Raw genomic sequence first — 18517 nt, 5'->3', positions numbered from 1 at the left:
CGGATCGACTCAGCGGCCGTCGCCGTCGGCATCACCCGGCAGCACGCGCTCGACACCGTGCCAAGCGTCCTTCACCGCGTACTTGGCATCGTTCCAGGCCATCTTCGATGCACCCTTGGCCTTGTCCCAGCCGCGTTCCAGATCGTTCTCCAGGCGGTCATCCCACTCGCGGCCCTGGTTCTGGCTGCGCGCGAACGTGCCGTAGCGATAGGCCGGGCGGTAGTCGGTGTCGTAGGCGTAGTCGGCCTTGTAGTAGTCGGCCTGGTTGTACTTGTCGGCGTAGTACCTGTCGGTGGCTTCGTACGCGCGGTAGGTGCGGTCGCTGCGGTCGAAGGCATCGCGCACGGCGGCCTTGGCTTCTTCCCAGCCCAGGCGCGACTTGGCCTTGGTGGCTTCCCAGCCCTGCTTGATTTCCGCTTCCAGCGAATCGTCCCAGGTGCGGCCGGCGTACTGGCTGCGCACGGTGTTCCCGTAGGCGTAGGCCGGCGCGTAGTCGGTGTCGTAGTCGTACTGGCTGTTGTAGTACGGACGGCTGTTGTAAGTGCTGCGCCAGTAATCGGCTTCACCGGTCGGGTCGACGTTCTCGGCGACGGTATGGCCCGCGGCACCTCCGGCGACCGCGCCGATGGCCCCGCCGATCAGGGTACCGATCGGTCCGAAGACCGAACCGACCACCGCACCCGCCGCGGCGCCACCGGCCGCGCCGACGCCCGTGCCGACCGGGTGAGAACCCGGCTCGCCGGTGATCGGATCGCGGTTCATGTCGCGGGTTTCGTTGTTCGTCATCTCACGTACTCCAGCTGTGGGGGTCCAGCCACTCTGGCGATGCGTGCGTCGCGGATGCGTGGAAAAAAAGTTGTGCGTAGGTGAAGGCGCTTAACGGTTCATGCGCGATGCGGTTTCATGCGCATCGTCATCACGCGCGATCACCAGCTGTAGAGCTTGAAGTACACGCCGGGTGCTTCGCCATGCGCTTCGAGGCGGCCATCGCCGTTGCGGTCGACGAGGTAGTACGGCACGCCGATATGCGGCGTCACCTTGACCATGCGCAGCACGCCGCCGACGCGGAATTCCTCGATGACATCGCCATTGGCTTCAGTGCGCACCGCGCGGTCCGCGTTGTCGGGCACGGCCGGCGCATGGCTTGCGCAGCCGGCCAGCAGCAATGCGAGCAGCATCGTGATCGTCCGCGTGTCCATGTCTTCGCCTCCGCTGATGCGTCACCGGCATTACAGCACCGGGCAGCCATCGACGCACACGCCTAGAATCGCGGCATGAAGAAACTCGTGCTGATCGACGGCTCCTCCTATCTTTACCGCGCCTTCCACGCGCTGCCGCCGCTGACCAATGCGGCCGGCGAACCGACCGGCGCCTTGTTCGGCGTGGTCAACATGCTGCGCGCGCACCTGAAGGAAGCGCCGGATTACATCGCCTTCGTGATGGACGCCAGCGGGCCCACCTTCCGCGACGACATCGACCCCGAATACAAGGCCAACCGCCCGCCGATGCCCGACGACCTGCGTGCGCAGGTCGAGCCGCTGATGGCGATCGTGTCCGCGCTCGGCCTGCCGATCCTGCGCGAATCCGGCGTGGAAGCCGACGATGTCATCGGCACGCTGGCACTGGCCGCCGCCAACGCCGGCGTGGACGTGGTGGTATCGACCGGCGACAAGGACATGGCGCAGCTGGTGCGCGAGCGCGTCAGCCTGGTCAACACGATGAGCGGCAGCCACCTCGACAGCGACGAGGCGGTGATCGAGAAATTCGGCGTGCCGCCTTCGCGCATCGTCGATTACCTGTCGCTGGTCGGCGACAAGGTCGACAACATTCCCGGCGTCGACAAATGCGGGCCCAAGACCGCGGCGAAATGGCTGGGCGAATACGGCTCGCTGGATGGCGTCATCGAACATGCCGACGCGATCAAGGGCAAGGTCGGCGACAACCTGCGAGCGGTATTGCAGCGGCTGCCGTTGAACCGCGAGCTGGCCACGATCCGCACCGACCTCGCGCTGCCGCAGGGCTATGACGCATTGGCGATGCGCGCACGCGATACCGATGCTCTGCGCACGCTGTACGCGCGCTACGGTTTCAACCAGGCGCTGAAGGAACTCGACGGCGGCGCGGTGGGCGAAGGCCTGTTCGATGCGAAGACGCCTGCGCCCGCGCGTGGCTTCGTCGCCGCGCCGGTGGTTGAAGGCGGCCATGATCTCGATCCCGCGCTGGCCGTGCCCGGCGAATACGAAACCGTGCTGAGCCGCGAGCAGCTGGATGCGTGGATCGCGCGGCTCGATGCCGCCCCGCGCTTCGCCTTCGACACCGAGACCGACAGCCTGGATCCGATGCGCGCGAACCTGGTCGGCCTGAGCCTGTGCGTGGAGACCGGCCACGCCTGCTACATCCCGCTGGCGCACGACTATCCGGGCGTGCCCGCGCAATTGCCGATGGATGACGTGCTGGAGGCGCTGCGCCCCGCCCTGACCGATCCGGCCAAGGGCAAGATCGGGCAGCACGGCAAGTACGACCTGCACGTGATGCGCCGCCACGGCATCGACGTGCAGGGCTATGCCGACGACACCATGCTGCAGAGCTTCGTGCTGGATTCCAGCCAGCGCCACGACATGGATTCGCAGGCGAAGCGGCTGCTCGGCATCGACACCATTCCCTACAGCGCGGTGGCCGGAAAAGGCGCGAAGCAGATCCCGTTCGCCGCCGTCGCCCTCGACGACGCCACCCGCTACGCCGCCGAGGACGCCGACATCACCCTGCGCCTCGACCGCGTGCAACAACCCAGGCTGGCGGCCGAGCCGGGGCTGGAAGGCATCTACCGCGACATCGAGATGCCGCTGGTGCCGGTGCTCGAACGCATCGAGGCCAACGGCGTGCTGATCGATGCCGACGAACTGCGCCGCCAGTCCGCCGACCTCGGCAAGCGCATGCTCGCTGCGCAGCAGCAGGCGACCGAACTGGCCGGGCGCACGCTCAATCTGGATTCGCCCAAGCAGCTCGGTGCGCTGCTGTTCGATGAACTGAAACTGCCGGCGTTGGTGAAGACGCCGGGCGGCGCGCCATCCACCAACGAGGAGGCGCTGGAGGCGATCGCCGACCTGCACGAGCTGCCGCGGGTGATCCTGGAGTACCGCGGGCTGGCCAAGCTGCGCAGCACCTATACCGACAAGCTGCCGGAGATGGTCAACCCCGATACCGGCCGCGTGCACACCAGCTACCACCAGGCCGGTGCCGCGACCGGGCGGCTGGCGTCGAGCGATCCCAACCTGCAGAACATCCCGATCCGCACGCCGGACGGCCGCCGCATCCGCCGCGCCTTCATCGCGCCGCCGGGCCGCAAGCTGGTGGCCTGCGACTACTCGCAGATCGAGCTGCGGATCATGGCCCACCTGTCGGGCGATCCGGCGCTGCTGGCGGCGTTCGAATCCGGCGCCGACGTGCACCGCGCGACCGCGGCGGAAGTGTTCGGCCGCCCCATCGACGAGGTCACGCCGAACGAACGCCGCGCCGCCAAGGCGATCAACTTCGGCCTGATGTACGGCATGAGCGCGTTCGGGCTGGCCAAGCAGCTCGGCATCCCGCGCGGCGAGGCGCAGGACTACATCGCGCTGTATTTCAGCCGCTATCCGGGCGTGCGCGACTACATGGAGCGCACCCGCGAACAGGCGCGCGGGCAGGGTTTCGTCGAAACGGTGTTCGGCCGCCGCCTGTATCTGCCGTACATCCACTCGCGCAACCAGGGACAGCGCGCCGGCGCCGAACGCGCGGCGATCAACGCGCCGATGCAGGGCACCGCCGCCGACATCATCAAGCGGGCGATGATCTCGCTCGACGGCTGGCTGGCCGGTCACGCCGCCCGGGCGCGGATGATCCTGCAGGTCCACGACGAACTGGTGTTCGAGGCCGATGAAGCCTTCGTGCCGGAGCTGATGGCCGAGGCGAAACAACGGATGTCGGCCGCCGCCGAACTGCGCGTGCCGCTGCTGGTGGACGGCGGCATCGGAGAAAACTGGGACGAGGCGCACTGATCAGGGCGCAGCGCCATCCCGCCCGTTACCGGCAGCTTGAACGCCTACTGAATCGCCCCGCCAGCCAACAATTTCTTAACTGGCGGGTTCACGAATCATCCATGTCCGGAGTGTTCAACTAGCCCCGTAGCAGATGCAACGTCTGCTGCTGATCGCTCCCCTCCCCTGGAGACGATCCCGGGATCAGGATCCCTCCCCAGATCCTTGTTCCCTCCCCCCGACCCCGCCGGCCCCCCTCCGGCGGGGTTTTTTATGGGCGGGGATTGCGGCCTCTCCGACGACACCCATGTTCAGCGGTCACTGTTTAACTAGTTCGACCCGCCGGTTTTTCGCCTTGCCTTCGGCTGTGGCGTTTTCCGCGACCGGTTGCGCGGAACCGAAGCCCGCGGCGCTCAGTCGCGATGCCTCGATGCCCCGGCCCACCAGCAGGGCCACGACCGCCTTCGCGCGCCCCTCGGACAGCTGCTGGTTGTGGGCGGCATCGCCGCTGTCGTCGGTATGGCCGTTGATGGCGAGCCTGAGCGCCGGGTCGTCCTTCAGCAGCGCCACGACCTGCTCGATCTGCGGCAGGGAATCCGGCAGCACGTCGGTCTTGTCGGTGGCGAAGTTCACCTGCAGCGCGACCTTCCCCGCGGCGTCGATCTGCTTCTTCAGCTCGCTGGCGGGCAGCAGCTGCGCGGTCTGCTGGAAGGCCTTTTCCTGGCCGATGACGTACGACGCGCCCACGCTGTCCACCAGCAGGTGCAACCAGATGTTGCCTTCCGGCCGGCGCACCACGTAGACCCGCGTGGTTTCACTGTAGACATCGCCCAGACCGTCGATGAAGCCCTGGGTGATCTCGTCACCCCAGCTCTTGATGGCTTCGGTGGGGATGCGTCCTTCGGAGACCTTCACGCCGCCCATCTGCTGGATCAGCGCCTCGAAGTTGCGGATGACTTCCAGCCCCGAGAAGTCCTTGCCCTGCTCGGGATAAAACACTTCACCGTGGAACCTGCCTTCCACCCAGTGCGCCTGGCCATCCACCCAGAAGGGGAAGCGCGCGAACGCCTTGTTGGTCTGGCCGTAGCCCTTGTTGCTGTAACCGGCGGGCAGGGTGATGTAGGGGAAGTCACCCAGCGTCGCGGTCGACATCGGTACCTTTTCGATGTCGAAGCCGGTCGCGGCGGGAGCCTCCCCAGAGGCGGTGGCGTCCTGGGAAGCGGGCGCGGCGGGGGTGGCCGATGCGGCGTCATCCGCCTGCTTGCAGCCGGTGAAAAGCAGGGCCATGACGGCCAGACTCAGCAGGGTCTTCTTCATGGGAATCTCCATGGTTACAGGCGTCCGCGCGATGGCGCGGAATACCGTGGACGGCGATGGACACCCGCGACGCGGCCAGGCCGGCCGCGCCCGCGGCGGGTCAGGACTTCGCGGCCGCCTCGGCCTTGGCGGCCAGGTCGTTGAGCTTCTTGATCGTCGCCGGGTCGCCCATCTGCTTCAGCGATTCGCAGCCCTTCGCGATCTCGGCCGGCGGGGCGCTGGCCGCCTTCGCCTTGGCGGCGCCGTAGGCCTCGTGGAAAACGCGCTCGGTCTCGGCATCGGACACGCCGGACTTCGCCATTTCCTTCTTGATGCCCTGCAACGCCTTGTCGGCATCGGCCGGCTGTGACAGGCCACAGATCTCGGTCATCGCCGTCATCGTCGCGCCCAGCTGGATGGTGTTCACATGCTGCGGATCGGCCGGGGTGGCATCGCGCGCATTGTCCGCCGGGGCTCCGGTGGCGGTGTCCGGGCTGTCAGCGGCGGCGGCGGTTGCCGCGCTGTCGGCGGCCGGCTGCGGGCTGCAGGCGGCCAGCGAAAACACGGCCAGGGAGAGGACAAGGAAACGGCAGGACGACATCGGCAGGCTCCAATCGGGGGAGCCGGGAGTGTAACAACCCGTTCTGAAGGTGGAACGCCCGTTCAGCTGCGCATGCCGGTGCCGCGCTTCAGCAGCCACAGCCCCAGCGCGCCGAGCGCCACCACGAAGCCCAGCATCAGCGCAAAGGCGACGCCCACCGGCACGTCGCTGCGCCCGAGCAGGCCGTAGCGGAACGCGTTGACCATGTAGAAGATCGGGTTGAGGTGGGTTGCGGCCTCGGCCCATTTCGGCAGCATGCTCACCGAATAGAACACGCCGCCCAGATAGGTCAGCGGGGTGAGGATGAAGGTGGGGACGATGGTGATGTCGTCGAATTTCTTCGCATAGACCGCGTTGACGAAGCCGGCCAGCGAGAAGATCGTCGCGCCCAGCAGGACCGAGGCGAAGGTGATGAAGGGATGCGGCGGCCGCACCGGCGTGAACAGCATGGCGATGGCCATGACGATGGCGCCGACCATCAACCCGCGCAGCACCGCGCCGGCGACGTAGCCGGTCAGGATCACCCAGTTCGGCATCGGGCTGACCAGCAGTTCCTCGACGTGGCGGCCGAACTTGGCGCCGAAGAAGCTGGAGCTGATGTTGCCGTAGCTGTTCTGGATGACGCTCATCATCACCAGCCCGGGCACGATGAAGGCCATGTAGCTGATGCCTTCCATGTCGCCGACCTTGGAGCCGATCAGCCCGCCGAAGATCAGGAAATAGAGCGTCATGGTGATCGCCGGCGGCACCAGCGTCTGCGGCCAGATGCGCAGGATGCGCATCACTTCGCGGCGCACGATGGTGCCCAGCGCGACCAGGTTGGGATGGCTCATGCGCGCACCTCCGGCGTGGTGGCGGGCGGGGTGGCGATCATCCGCACGAACAGCTCCTCCAGCCGGTTCGACTTGGTCCGCATCGAGCGGACGCGGATGCCGGCGGCCTCGAAGGCCTCGAACACGCGGTTGAGGTCCATCGCGCGCGGCATGTCCAGGTCGAGCGTGTGCGCGTCCAGCGCGGCCAGCGTGGCGCCTTCGATCTGCGGCAGCTGCGCCGGCAGTTCGCCTTCGACATCGAACAGGAAGCCTTCGACATCCAGCCGCGCCAGCATCGACTTCATCGAGCCCTCCGCGACGATCCGGCCGTGGTCGATGATCGCCAGGTTGCGGCACAGCGCCTCGGCCTCTTCCAGGTAATGGGTGGTGAGGATGATGGTGGTGCCCTCGGCGTTGATCTTTTTCAGCGTCTGCCACATGCCGCGGCGGATCTCGATGTCGACGCCGGCGGTGGGCTCGTCGAGGATCAGCAGGCGCGGCGCGGTCATCATGGCGCGGGCGATCATCAGCCGCCGCTTCATGCCGCCCGACAGGGTGCGGCTGATGACATGCGCCTTCTCCCACAGCTGGGCCTCGCGCAGGACGACTTCGGCGCGGGCCAGCGCCTCGTCGCGCGGGATGCCGTAGAAGCCGGCGTAATTGACGCAGATGTCGATCGGCTTCTCGAACATGTTGAAGTTCATTTCCTGCGGGACCAGGCCGATCTGGCGCATCGCCGCGCTGCGGTCGGCGTCGATGTCGATGCCGAACACCTTCACCTCGCCCGAGGTCTTGTTGACCAGCGAGCTGACGATGCCGATCAGGGTGGACTTGCCGGCGCCGTTGGGCCCGAGCAGCGCGTGGAAGTCGCCCGGGGCGACATCGAGCGAAATGCCCTTGAGCGCTTCCACGCCGTTGTCGTAGGTCTTGCGTAGCGCGCGCACCGAGAGCGCGGGGACGCCCGGATCGTGGGGATTCATGCGAGGGGACCGGACCAAAACGCTAGTATATGGGCCCGATCCGGAGCCATCCGCGCGCCGGCCGCCTTGCCTGCGCCCACCCCATGAGCAAGTTCTTCCCGATCCGCCTGACCGCGCGCCGGCTGGCCACGCCCGCGGTGCTGCATCTGTCCTTCGTGCGCGATGACGGCCAGCCGCTCGACTACACGCCGGGCCAGTTCATCCAGATCCACTTCCCGCTGGCCGATGGCAGCACCGCGCGGCGCAGCTATTCCTGCGCGACCCGCCACGACCACCACATCCAGGCTGGCGAGGCGGTGGAGTTCGTCGCCAGCCGGGTGCCGGGCGGGGCGGCGACCGCGCTGTTCGAAGGCATGGCGATCGGCGACACCCTGCAGGCCAGCGGGCCGCTCGGGCTGTTCACCCTGCGGCCGGAAGACGCGCCGGCGCGCTACCTGCTGATCGCCACCGGCACCGGCGTGGCCAGCTACCGCTCGATGCTGCCGGAGCTGGAGCGGCGGATGCGCGACGACGGCCTGCGGGTGGTCCTGCTGCACGGCGTGCGCACGCCGGACGACCTGTTGTTCGCCGACGAGTTCACCGACACCGTGCGGCGTTTCCCAGAACAGTTCGAATACCGGATCGCGTTTTCGCGCGACACCTTCGCGCCCGACGACGCTATGCGCGGCGCCAGCGAGCCGAGCTTCGGCTACGTGCAGAACGTGCTGGCCGACATCGCGCCGGAGCCGGAAGGCGACATCGCCTACCTGTGCGGCAACCCGAACATGGTCGATGCCTGCGTCGAGGCGCTGAAGGACTTCGGCCTGCCGATGAAGCACATCCGGCGCGAGAAATACGTCAGCCTGGCCCCGGCCAGATAGCCGCACGCGGGCCGGAGCGGCATCAACCCGGCTTCACCGCATCGAAAAAACATGTCAAGCACACTTGACACACGGAATTCCGTCGCCTAAGTTGTCTGTCAAGCTTCCTTGACACAAGGTGTGTGCGATGGACAACCGGACCATGCCAAAGGCCGCCGGCGTTCCCTTCCTCGTCATCGGGATCGTCTTCTTCGCCATCGCCATGGCCGGCGACCAGAAGGCCTTCCTCGGCGTCGGCTGCGCCTTCATCGCGCTCGGCATCGTCTTCATCGGCAAGGCCCGCAAGGGGGGCGACGCATGACGATGAGCCGCTTCATGTGGATCTTCGTGGCGATCGGCGCCGGCGCGCTGCTGTTGGCCGGGGCCGGCCAGTGGCTGCTGGATTGGAACCGCGACGGCGTGCAGACCTGGCTCGGCATCGGCGCGGGCTATCTGCTGGGCGCGCTGCTGTTCCTGCTGATGCCGCGCTGGTGGCGCGAGCACTGCGACGAGCTGTACGCGCAGCCGGCCGGCCGCCGCTACATCCGCGCGCTGTGGCCGATCATGATCGGCTACTCGCTGACCCTGTTCGGCTCGATCTGGCTGATCAAGCGCGGCATCGAATCGGTGCCGCTGCGGGCGGCGGTGGCCATCGTGCCGGCGCTGGCCATTCTGCTGTTCATGCGCGCGGCGCTACGCTACCTGCGCGAGGTGGACGAGCTGCAGCGGCGCATCGAGACCGAGGCGATCGGCATCGCCGCGCTGACCGTGTCCTTCCTGTATTTCGCCGCCGGCCTGCTGGACAAGGCCCGGGTGATTTCGGTCGATGCCGCCGCCGCGATGATCTGGGTCTTCCCGATGACGATGCTGGTCTACGGCATCGCCAAGTTCTTCGCGGTGCGGCGCTACCAATGAACAACCAGTTGCGCGAACTGCGCGAAACCCGCGGCTGGTCGCAGGCGGCGCTGGCCGAGCAGCTGGAGGTCTCGCGGCAGACGATCAACGCGCTGGAGACCGGCAAGTACGACCCGTCGCTGCCGCTGGCGTTCCGCATCGCCCGGCTGTTCGCCACCCCCATCGAATCCATTTTCTTTCCCGAGGAATGAACCATGCACGGAACAGGAGGTTGTCCGCGATGAACCGACCCACCCGACTCACGCTCGCCGTGGGCCTGGCGCTTCTGGCCGGCTGCAACCGCAGCCCCGAGGCCAGCCCCGATACGCGGATGGCGCTCGGCAGCCTGCGCCTGGCGCCATGCTCGCTGGAATCGCCGATGCCCGGCACCGATGCGCTCGAAGCCCAGTGCGGCACCTTCTCCGTACCGGAAGACCGCGCCAAGCCGAACGGCCGCAGGATCGCGCTCAACATCGCCTGGATCCCGGCCGACAAGCCCGGCGGCGGCCAGCCCGACCCGGTGGTGTTCCTGGCCGGCGGCCCCGGCCAGTCCGCGGTCGAGACCTTCCCCGGCCTGGGCCCGGTGTTCAAGGATGTGATGAAGGATCGGGGCGTGCTGCTCATCGACCAGCGCGGCACCGGCAAATCGCACCCGCTCAACTGCAAGAGCGAGGAGGCCGACCAGCAGGTCAAGGCCGATGACGCCGCCGCCCAGCTGGCCATCACCAAGCGCTGCATGGACACGCTGGCCGCCGATGCCGACCTGGCCCGCTACACCACCACCGACGCCATCGCCGACCTGGACGACGTGCGCAAGGCCGCCGGCTTCGACAAGCTCAACCTGATCGGCATCAGCTACGGCACCCGCGTCGCCCAGCAGTACGCGCTGCGCCACCCGCAGCACGTGCGCACGGTGACGCTGGATTCGCCGGTGCCCAACGCGCTCGGCCTCGGCAACATCTTTGCCCGCAACCTGGATGACGCGCTGGCCGCGCAGTTCGCGGTCTGCAAGGAAAACGCCGCCTGCCGCACCCGCATGGGCGACCCGCGCACCGAGTTGCAGGCCCTGCTCACGCGCCTGCGCGCCAACCCCGTGCAGGTGGCCTACCGCGACGCCAGCACCAACGAGGAAAAGACCGACACCCTGACCGCCGACACCGTGGCCGGCCTGGTGCGGATGTACGCCTACATGCCGGCGGCCGGCGCGCTGCTGCCGCAGCTGATCCACGAGGCCAACCAGGGCCGCTACGCCAGCCTGATGGCGCTGGCCAAGATGCTCTCGGGCCAGATGGAGGACCAGATGGCGATGGGCATGCAGATGTCGGTGGTCTGCACCGAAGACGCCGACAGCATGGTCAGCCGCGCCGAGGACGCCGATACCGTGCTCGGCAACCGCATGACCGAAGCCATGGCGCAGACCTGCGCGATCTGGCCCAAGGGCGCCAAGCCCGCCGACTTCAACACCGCGCTCAAGGGCGACCTGCCGGTGCTGGTGCTGACCGGCGAGTTCGACCCGGTCACACCGCCGCGCTACGGCGAGGAGATCGTCAAGACGCTGCCGAATTCGCGCTGGCTCAACCTCAAGGGCCAGGGCCACAACGTCATCGGCGCCGGCTGCATGCCCAAGCTGTTCGCCCAGTTCATCGAAAAGGCCGACGCCAAGGCGCTCGACGCCAAATGCCTGGACCAGCTGGCCTACGTGCCGCCGTTCACCTCTTACTCGGGATGGGAACCATGATCGTCGCCGAACACCTGCGCAAGACCTTTCCCGGCAAGGGCAAGAAAGCCGCCCCCGTCGTCGCCGTGGACGATGTCAGCTTCACCGCCCACGACGGCCAGATCACCGGCCTGCTCGGCCCCAACGGCGCCGGCAAGACCACCACCATGCGCATGCTCTACACGCTGATGCAGCCGGAAACCGGCCGCGTGCAGGTGGACGGGGTGGATGTCGCGACCGATGCCGACAAGGTGCGGCGTTCGCTGGGCGTGCTGCCCGATGCGCGCGGCGTCTACAAGCGGCTGACCGCGCGCGAGAACATCGCCTACTTCGGCGAACTGCACGGCCTCAGCCCGGCGCAGATCGCCGAGCGCACCCGGGTGCTGGCGCAGGCCTTGCAGATGGAGGATTTCCTCGACCGCCAGACCGAGGGCTTCAGCCAGGGCCAGCGCACCAAGACCGCCATCGCGCGCGCGCTGGTGCACGACCCGAAGAACGTCATCCTCGACGAACCCACCAACGGGCTCGATGTGATGACCACCCGCGGCCTGCGCGAATTCCTGCGCCAGCTGCGGGCCGAAGGCCGCTGCGTGATCTTCTCCAGCCACATCATGCAGGAGGTCGCCGCGCTCTGTGACCGCATCGTCATCATCGCCAACGGCCGGGTCATGGCCGAAGGCGCGCCGGAGGAACTGCGCGCGCAGGCCGGCATCGACAACCTGGAGGATGCCTTCGTGCGCCTCATCGGCACCGAGGAGGGCCTGCACGCATGAACACCGGAATCCGCACCATGATGGTGGTGATGCGCAAGGAGCTCCGCGACTTCTTCCGCGACCGCCGCACCATGCTGATGACCTTGCTGCTCACCCCGCTGCTCTACCCGGCGATGCTGCTGGGCATGGGCAAGCTGGCCGAGAGCCGCGCCACCACCCAGCTGGAAGCACCGATGACCATCCCGGTCGCCGGCGCGGCGCAGGCCCCGACGCTGGTCTCGCTGCTGGCCAGCCAGGGCATCAGGATCCGCCACGCCAGTGAGCAGGAAGTCGAAGCCGCCGTGCGCAACCAGAAGGATGACGTCGGCCTGATCATCGACCCCGGCTTCGGCAAGGCCTGGCAGGCCGGCAAGCCGGCCAAGGTCGAGATCGTCACCGACTCCACCCGCCGCAATGCCGATGTGCCAGCCAAGCGCGTGCAGGCATCACTCGAGAAGTATTCGCAGGCACTCGGCGCGCTGCGCATGCTCTCGCGCGGGATCAATCCGGCGGTCGGCATGCCGGTCGGCGTCGGCACCCGCGACATGGCCACCCCGGAAGCCAAGCGCGGCATGCTGATGTCGGTGATGCTGCCGATCCTGTTGCTGATCTCGGCCTTCCTCGGCGGCATCCACCTGGCCATGGACACCACCGCCGGCGAGCGCGAGCGGCAGTCGCTGGAACCGCTGCTGGCCACACCGGCCTCGCGCGGGGCATTGGTCAGCGGCAAGATGCTGGCGGCCACGGTGATCGGCGTCATCACCCTGCTGCTGATCCTGCTGGCATTCAAGGCCAGCGCGCAGCTGTCCAGCGGCCTGGCGCGCTCGATGGACGTGAGCCTGCCGGCGATCTCCAAGCTGCTGCTCATCCTGCTGCCGCTGGTGGTGATCGGCACCGGCGTGGTGACCTTCGTGGCCGCCGGCGCCAAGAGCATGAAAGAGGCGCAGAGCCACGTGATGTGGATGATGCTGCTGCCGATGGTGCCGAGCTACGCGCTGATGGCCTATCCGCTCAAGGACACCCAGCTCTGGCAGTACGCGGTGCCGTTCCTGTCGCAGAACCAGCTGGTGCAGAAGGTGACCCGCGGCGAGTCGCCGGACCCGCAGCAATGGGGCGTCTACCTGGCCTCCGCGGTCGGGTTGGCCGCGCTGCTGTGGCTGGCGGCGGTGTGGCGCTACCGGCAGGAGAAGCTGGCGATCTCCGGCTGAGGGCCGCCGGCCCGGCCGGCATCCCCGCCCAAGAAAAAGCCCGGCTTTCGCCGGGCTTTTTCGTTGCCGCCTGCACGCCTCAGTTGTTGGGCGCGAAGCTGATGGTGCGGCGGCTGGTGATCGGGCTCGACACCGGCTGGAAGCGCCAGCGCTTCACCGCCGACAGCGTCTCGTTGTTGAAGACGCGCGCCGGGTTGGCGCTGATCACCCGCGCCGCGGTCACCGAACCGTTGGTGCCCACGGTGAACTCCACCTGCACCGTGCCGGACTGGCCGCTGCGCAGGGCTTCGGTCGGGTACTTCGGCTGCGGCGTGCTGATCGCGACCAGGTCGTTGTTGCCGGCACGCGGGGCCGGGGCGGCAGCGGCCGGCGGCGCGGCGGCGGCACGCTGGGCAGCGGCGCGCTGCTCGGCCTGGCGGCGTTCCTCGGCTTCGCGCGCTTCCTGCGCGGCCTGGCTGGCCTGCTGCTGGCGCTGGGACTCGGCGGCGCGCAGATCGGCCAGGCGCTTGTCCTCGGCCTGCTTGGCGGCGAGCTGCTGGGCAGCCTGCTGCTGCATCTTCTGCTGCTCGGCCAGGCGCTCCTTGGCCAGTTCGGCCTGCTTGGCGGCATCGACCTCGGCGGTCGCGGCCTGCTGCTGGCGCTGGCCCAGGCTGGCCTGCGCGTCGGGCGATGCTCTGCTTCAGGCGCGGCAGCGCCGGGGCATTGGCATCGGTCTTCTCCAGCAGGGCGTACAGGCGCTGGGCCTCGGCGAAATCGTCACGGGTGATCGCCTGTTCGGTGGCGATCAGCGTGTAGGGCTGCAGGTCGGTCAGCGCGCCGGACACGGCGGCATCGTTCGGGGCCTTGTCGCGCAGGGCCAGGTAGTACTCCATGGCGTTGTTGCCGACCGGGGCGTACAGGCGCTGCTCGCCCACCGCCTTGGTGGCGGCTTCGCGCAGCTGGTCGGGTGACATCGCCGCGACCTGGGCGGAGATCGCCTGGGCCGGGCCGACGGGCGCCTGGGTCTGGGCCGGGCCGGTCGGCGCGGCAGCCTGCTCTTCCTGTTTGCCGCCACAGGCGACGAGCCCGCAGGCGAGCGCGCCGGCCAGCGCAACGTGCAGGACGGCCTTGGTGTTTGGATGACGCGACATCGTTTTCCCCCGGTGTTGGCCGTGACGGCCTTGTAAAGGTGCATACATCGCCTTGCGCGGGCGGTTTGTCAACCGTGCGGGGGCGGTGGCATCGATTTTCGTGGCGCCGATCCGCTATCCGGCCGGGCGGCGGCGCGGCGGCGCGGCTTCGTCCTGGGCCATGCCGTGGGCGAGGCGGGTGAGCGTGGCGGCGTCGAGCACGGTGACCTGGCGGCCGTGCACATCGATCAACCCTTCTTCCTGCAGCCGGGTGAAGCCGCGGCTGACCGTCTCCAGCGCCAGGCCCAGGTAATTGGCGATGTCGATGCGGCTCATCGGCAGGCGGATCCGCACCGGGTCGCGGCCGATCGCGCGCAGGCGCTCGGACAGGCCGTGCAGGAACAGCGCGATGCGCTCGTTGGCCTGCCGGCGCATCAGGATTTCCTTGTGGTCCTGGTCGCGGCCCAGGCTCATGCCGATCACCCGCATCAGCTGCTGCTGCAGGCCGGGGATCTGCGCGGCGATCTCACCCAGGCGGTCGAACGGGATCTCGCACAGGCTGGTGTCGGTCAGGGTCAGCGCATCGCAGCGGTGCTCGCCGCTGGCCAGCGCGTCCAGCCCGAAGATCTCGCCCGGCAGGTGGAAGCCGACGATCTGCTCGTCGCCGCCTTCGTTGCAGGTCACGGTCTTGACCGCGCCTTCGCGGGTCACGAACACCGAGCCCATCGCATCGCCCATCCGGAACAGGTGGCTGCCGCCACTCACCGGGCGGCGCACGCGGATGATCTCGTCGAGCCGGCGCAGGTCGTCCAGGGTCATCCCGCCGGCCAGGCAGAGTTCCTGCAGCGAGCACTGCGCGCAGCTGCGGCGCAGGCCGGGCAGGTCGAGGGCGACGGTGGCTTCCATGGCCGTCATTATGCCCCCCGCACCCCGGCGGATGCTGCCGTGCAACATCGCGCGGATCAGCCCGGCAGGCTGCGGCAGCCGAGCGCCGACAGCAGCCCGTGCATGCCCGGCACCTGCATCAGCCACGGCGCGGCGAGCGTCAGCACGCCGGCCAGCAGCACCAGCCCGCCGAGCGCGAGGCGCAGCTCACGGCGCGCCAGCCAGCGCGCCGCGCGCGCGCCGGTCCAGGTCAGCGGAATCATCAGGGGCAAGGTGCCCAGCCCGAAGGCGAGCATGGTCAGCCCGCCGTGCAGGGCCGAGGCCTGCAGCCAGGCGGCGGCCAGCAACGTGGTACTGAGACCGCAGGGCAGCCAGCCCCAGAGCATGCCCAGCGCGAAACGCTTCGGCGCGGTGTCGGCCGGCAGCAGATGACGTTGCAGCGGTTGCAGCTTCGACCACAGGCGCTGGCCGGGCCGGGCCAGGAAACCGAGCTTCCGCGCCGGCAGCAGCAGGCGCAGCGCCGCCAGCACCAGCACCGCGCCGACCAGCATCCGCGAGCCCGTCGCCAGCCAGTCCAGCCGCGCCGCCGCCAGGATGCCGCCGCCGACCCCGCCCGCGATCACGCCCGCCAGCGTGTAGCCGGCCACGCGCCCGAGGTTCACCAGCGCCGCATCGGACAGGCCCTTGCGCTGCGCGCTGACGCCGATCCCGGTGGCGATCCCGCCGCACATCGCCAGGCAATGCACGCCGCCGAGCACGCCGGTCAGCCAGGCCGAACCGAGTACCAGCCAGTCAATCGGCATCGTGCGGAATGTTTTTGTCGATGCCGGCGTCGGCGGGCGGTGCCGCCGCGTCCGGCGGCCGGCGGTCGTGCGGGTCGTCGCGCAGGATGTCGAGCGCCGGCGTGTCGAGGTCGTCGAACTGGCCGCGCTTCACCGCCCAGACGAAGGCGGCCACGGCGATCAGCAGCAGGATCAGGCTGATCGGGATGAGCGCGAGGAGGATGTTCATGCGTCGCGGACCTTGGCCAGGCGGAGCGCGTTGAGCGTCACCAGCAGCGACGACAGCGCCATGCCGAGCGCGGCCATCCACGGGGTGACGTGGCCGCTGGCGGCCAGCGGCAACGCCAGCAGATTGTAGGCGGCGGCCCAGGCCAGGTTCTGGCGGATGACGCTGCGGGTGCGCCGCGCGATGGCGATCGCCTGCGGCAGCCGCGTCACCCGGCCCGAGGTCACCACCAGATCCGCCGCGCGCTGCGCCAGCGCCGCGCCCTCGCCCATCGCCAGCGAGACATCGGCGCCGGCCAGCACCGGCGCGTCGTTGATGCCGTCGCCGACCATCGCCACCCGGTGGCCGTCGCGCTGCAACGCGCGCACATGGCTGAGCTTCTGCTCCGGCGTCTGCCGCGCGGCGAAGCGCCCGATGCCGAGCGTCGCCGCCATCGCCGCCACCGCTTCCGGCCCGTCGCCGCTGGCCAGTTCCACCGCGACCTGCTGCGCCTGCAGGCGGCGCACGGCTTCGGCGGCATCGGCCCGCGGCTGTTCGGCCAGGTCGAACCGCGCATAGGGCTGCTGGCCATCGCCCAGCCACACCGCGTGGCCGGCATCGTCCACCCCGGCCGCCGCGAACCGGGCATGGCCGAGCCGCCACGGGCATTCGTCGATCACCCCTTCCACCCCCTGCCCCGGCGTCTGCCGCAGCCGGGAGATGTCGGAAGCGGCTTCGCCCGGCAATTGCGCGAACGCGCGCGCCAGCGGGTGCCGGCTGTCGCGTTCGAGCGCCTGGGCGATGCCGATGGCTTCCTCGCGGGTCAGGCCGTTGAAGGTCTCGATGGCGGCGATCCGCGGCGCGCCTTCGGTGAGCGTGCCGGTCTTGTCGAAGACCAGGGTGTCGATGGCGGCCAGCCGTTCCAGCGCATCCTCGCGCACGCCCAGCACGCCGATCTTCGACAACGCGCCATGGGCTGCGGCCAGCGCCGAGGGAATCGCCAGCGACAGCGCGCACGGGCAGCTCACCACCAGCACGGCGAGCGTGACTTCCAGCGCGCGCGCGGGGTCGTGCCAGCGCCAGAACGCATAGACCACGACCGCGGAGACCAGCAACAGCGCGACGAACTGGTGCGCGATGCGGTCGGCCTGCTGCGCCAGCCGCGGACGCGCCGCCTGCGAGGCTTCCACCAGCCGCGCCAGCTCCGACAGGCGGGTGTCGCTGCCGGTGCGGGTGACTTCGACGCGCGCCGGCACGTCGGCGCACAGGCTGCCGGCGTAGATGGCGTCGCCGGTTTCCTTGCGCACCGGGGTGGATTCGCCGGTCAGCAGCGCTTCGTCGAAGGCGGCGGCGGCCAGCGCGATGCCATCGGCCGGCACCGCCTCGCCCGGCGCCACCCGTACGATGTCGCCCGCCTGCAGCTGCGCCACCGGCACCTGTTCGCGCTGGTCGCCGTCTTCATCCAATTCGCGCGTGGCCAGCGCCGGTCGCGCCCGCGCCAGCGCATCCACCTGCGCGCTCGCCACCTTGCGCGCGCCCTGCTCGATCATCCGCGCCGCCAGCAGCAGGAAGACGAACATCACCGCGGCGTCGTACCAGACGTGCACGCCGTGGCGCACGGTCTCGATGACGCTGGCCGCCCAGGCGAGCAGGGTCGATGACGCGATCAGCGTGTCCATGCCCAGGCGGCGATGGCGCAATTCGCGCCACATGCCTTCCAGGAACGGCCAGCCGGAATAGAACACCACCGGCGTCGAGACCAGGAAGGTGATCCAGCGGAAGAAGTCACGGGTGGCCGGCGACATCTCGCCGGCGGTGTCGAGATACAGCGCCTCGGCGAACATCATCGCCTGCATCGCGCCCAGCCCGGCGATGCCCATCCGCAGGATCCAGCGGTTGCGCTCGCGGCGGCGTGCTTCCTCGCGCGCCAGGCCGGTGGCGAGGTAGGGCCGGTAGCCGAGCGCGGCCATGCGTTCGAGCGGGCGCGACAGCGGCGCGGCCTGCGGCTGCCAGCGGATACGCACGCGCCCGGTCACCGCATTGGCGGTGACGTCGGCCACGCCGGGTTCGCGGCGCAATGCGTTGTCGAGCAGCCAGGCGCAGGCGGCGCAGCGCATGCCGTCGGTGAGCACGGTGATCTCGCGCGCACCGTCGTCGAGCGTACGCACATGGCCGGCGACGATGTCCTCGCGGTCCCAGGCGGCGTAGTCCAGCGGCTCGGTACCGACGCGGCCGGCGGCTTCGCTGCGCAGCGCGTAGTAGTCGCCCAGCAGGGCATCGCGGATCCATTGCGCGGCGGCGCGGCAGCCATCGCAGCAGAACGCGCGCGACGCGCCGTCCAGCTCCGCGCGCAGCGGCGCGGCGGGCAGGGCTTCATTGCAGTGGAAGCAGCGGGCCGCTCCGGGGACAGGCGTGGTCATCGCC

General features: G+C 69.2%; 18 protein-coding genes and 1 pseudogene. 8 read left to right on the top strand and 11 right to left on the bottom strand.

Annotated elements, in window-relative coordinates; genetic code table 11:
• Window positions 1-9: 9 nt before the first annotated feature.
• Together DCD74_RS10390 and DCD74_RS10385 are read right to left on the bottom strand one after the other, a co-directional pair.
• Entirely contained in the window at window positions 10-786 is a 777-nt protein-coding gene (locus DCD74_RS10390; RefSeq protein ID WP_112927245.1) for a hypothetical protein, read from the bottom strand.
• 140 nt (window positions 787-926) lie between these two features.
• The gene (locus DCD74_RS10385) at window positions 927-1199 is read right to left on the bottom strand and encodes a DUF2782 domain-containing protein (protein ID WP_112927244.1); all 273 of its coding nucleotides are present in this window, start codon (window positions 1197-1199) and stop codon (window positions 927-929) included.
• A 75-nt stretch (window positions 1200-1274) separates the two neighbouring features.
• Here DCD74_RS10385 and polA point away from each other — a divergent pair, with 75 nt between their 5' ends.
• Complete coding sequence (polA, locus tag DCD74_RS10380; protein WP_112927243.1) at window positions 1275-4034, top strand: DNA polymerase I; 2760 nt, start codon at window positions 1275-1277, stop codon at window positions 4032-4034.
• A 297-nt stretch (window positions 4035-4331) separates the two neighbouring features.
• On the opposite strand, the gene DCD74_RS10375 is transcribed toward polA, so the two are convergent.
• The 4 genes from DCD74_RS10375 to DCD74_RS10360 all read right to left on the bottom strand — a co-directional run bounded on the left by DCD74_RS10375 (window position 4332) and on the right by DCD74_RS10360 (window position 7702).
• Window positions 4332-5330: an OmpA family protein gene (locus DCD74_RS10375; RefSeq protein ID WP_112927242.1), complete on the bottom strand. Its 999-nt coding sequence runs from the start codon at window positions 5328-5330 to the stop codon at window positions 4332-4334.
• Window positions 5331-5430: 100 nt separating this feature from the next.
• Window positions 5431-5910, bottom strand: coding sequence for a hypothetical protein (locus DCD74_RS10370; protein ID WP_112927241.1), 480 nt, complete (start codon window positions 5908-5910; stop codon window positions 5431-5433).
• Between the two features lie 62 nt (window positions 5911-5972).
• Window positions 5973-6743, bottom strand: a complete 771-nt coding sequence (locus tag DCD74_RS10365; protein ID WP_112927240.1) for an ABC transporter permease — start codon at window positions 6741-6743, stop codon at window positions 5973-5975.
• Window positions 6740-7702, bottom strand: a complete 963-nt coding sequence (locus DCD74_RS10360) for an ABC transporter ATP-binding protein (protein WP_112927239.1) — start codon at window positions 7700-7702, stop codon at window positions 6740-6742. The genes DCD74_RS10365 and DCD74_RS10360 overlap by 4 nt, the downstream gene beginning before the upstream one ends.
• An 83-nt stretch (window positions 7703-7785) precedes the next feature.
• Here DCD74_RS10360 and DCD74_RS10355 point away from each other — a divergent pair, with 83 nt between their 5' ends.
• The 7 genes from DCD74_RS10355 to DCD74_RS10330 all read left to right on the top strand — a co-directional run bounded on the left by DCD74_RS10355 (window position 7786) and on the right by DCD74_RS10330 (window position 13112).
• On the top strand, window positions 7786-8562 hold the full coding sequence (locus DCD74_RS10355; RefSeq protein WP_112927238.1) for an FAD-binding oxidoreductase: 777 nt from the start codon (window positions 7786-7788) through the stop codon (window positions 8560-8562).
• Between the two features lie 142 nt (window positions 8563-8704).
• Entirely contained in the window at window positions 8705-8863 is a 159-nt protein-coding gene (locus tag DCD74_RS12725) for a hypothetical protein (RefSeq protein ID WP_217424253.1), read from the top strand.
• Window positions 8860-9456 (top strand): hypothetical protein, encoded by a 597-nt coding sequence (locus DCD74_RS10350; protein ID WP_162615983.1) that lies wholly within the window; start codon window positions 8860-8862, stop codon window positions 9454-9456. Before DCD74_RS12725 ends, DCD74_RS10350 begins: the two co-directional genes overlap by 4 nt.
• On the top strand, window positions 9453-9647 hold the full coding sequence (locus DCD74_RS10345) for a helix-turn-helix transcriptional regulator (protein WP_112927236.1): 195 nt from the start codon (window positions 9453-9455) through the stop codon (window positions 9645-9647). Before DCD74_RS10350 ends, DCD74_RS10345 begins: the two co-directional genes overlap by 4 nt.
• A gap of 29 nt (window positions 9648-9676) precedes the next feature.
• The gene (locus DCD74_RS10340; RefSeq protein WP_112927235.1) at window positions 9677-11173 is read left to right on the top strand and encodes an alpha/beta hydrolase; all 1497 of its coding nucleotides are present in this window, start codon (window positions 9677-9679) and stop codon (window positions 11171-11173) included.
• The gene (locus DCD74_RS10335) at window positions 11170-11925 is read left to right on the top strand and encodes an ABC transporter ATP-binding protein (protein ID WP_112927234.1); all 756 of its coding nucleotides are present in this window, start codon (window positions 11170-11172) and stop codon (window positions 11923-11925) included. The genes DCD74_RS10340 and DCD74_RS10335 overlap by 4 nt, the downstream gene beginning before the upstream one ends.
• On the top strand, window positions 11922-13112 hold the full coding sequence (locus DCD74_RS10330; protein ID WP_112927233.1) for an ABC transporter permease: 1191 nt from the start codon (window positions 11922-11924) through the stop codon (window positions 13110-13112). Before DCD74_RS10335 ends, DCD74_RS10330 begins: the two co-directional genes overlap by 4 nt.
• A gap of 79 nt (window positions 13113-13191) precedes the next feature.
• Here DCD74_RS10330 and DCD74_RS10325 read toward each other — a convergent pair.
• The 5 genes and pseudogenes from DCD74_RS10325 to DCD74_RS10305 all read right to left on the bottom strand — a co-directional run bounded on the left by DCD74_RS10325 (window position 13192) and on the right by DCD74_RS10305 (window position 18513).
• A pseudogene (locus DCD74_RS10325) lies at window positions 13192-14242 on the bottom strand (energy transducer TonB).
• 114 nt (window positions 14243-14356) lie between these two features.
• A complete protein-coding gene (locus DCD74_RS10320; protein WP_162615982.1) occupies window positions 14357-15127 on the bottom strand; it encodes a helix-turn-helix domain-containing protein in 771 nt (256 codons plus the stop codon).
• 56 nt (window positions 15128-15183) lie between these two features.
• Window positions 15184-15909, bottom strand: coding sequence for a sulfite exporter TauE/SafE family protein (locus tag DCD74_RS10315; protein WP_112927231.1), 726 nt, complete (start codon window positions 15907-15909; stop codon window positions 15184-15186).
• Window positions 15899-16117 (bottom strand): cbb3-type cytochrome oxidase assembly protein CcoS, encoded by a 219-nt coding sequence (ccoS, locus tag DCD74_RS10310; RefSeq protein ID WP_112927230.1) that lies wholly within the window; start codon window positions 16115-16117, stop codon window positions 15899-15901. Before ccoS ends, DCD74_RS10315 begins: the two co-directional genes overlap by 11 nt.
• Window positions 16114-18513 carry a heavy metal translocating P-type ATPase gene (locus tag DCD74_RS10305; protein ID WP_112927229.1) on the bottom strand — a complete coding sequence of 800 codons (2400 nt, stop codon included), beginning with the start codon at window positions 18511-18513 and terminating at the stop codon, window positions 16114-16116. Before DCD74_RS10305 ends, ccoS begins: the two co-directional genes overlap by 4 nt.
• Between the last annotated feature and the right edge of the window lie 4 nt (window positions 18514-18517).

The organism is Lysobacter oculi (assembly GCF_003293695.1).
Classification (GTDB): domain Bacteria; phylum Pseudomonadota; class Gammaproteobacteria; order Xanthomonadales; family Xanthomonadaceae; genus Solilutibacter; species Solilutibacter oculi.
The sequence above is the reverse complement of the archived record's forward strand: the minus strand, read 5'-3'. Positions and strand labels throughout refer to the sequence as shown.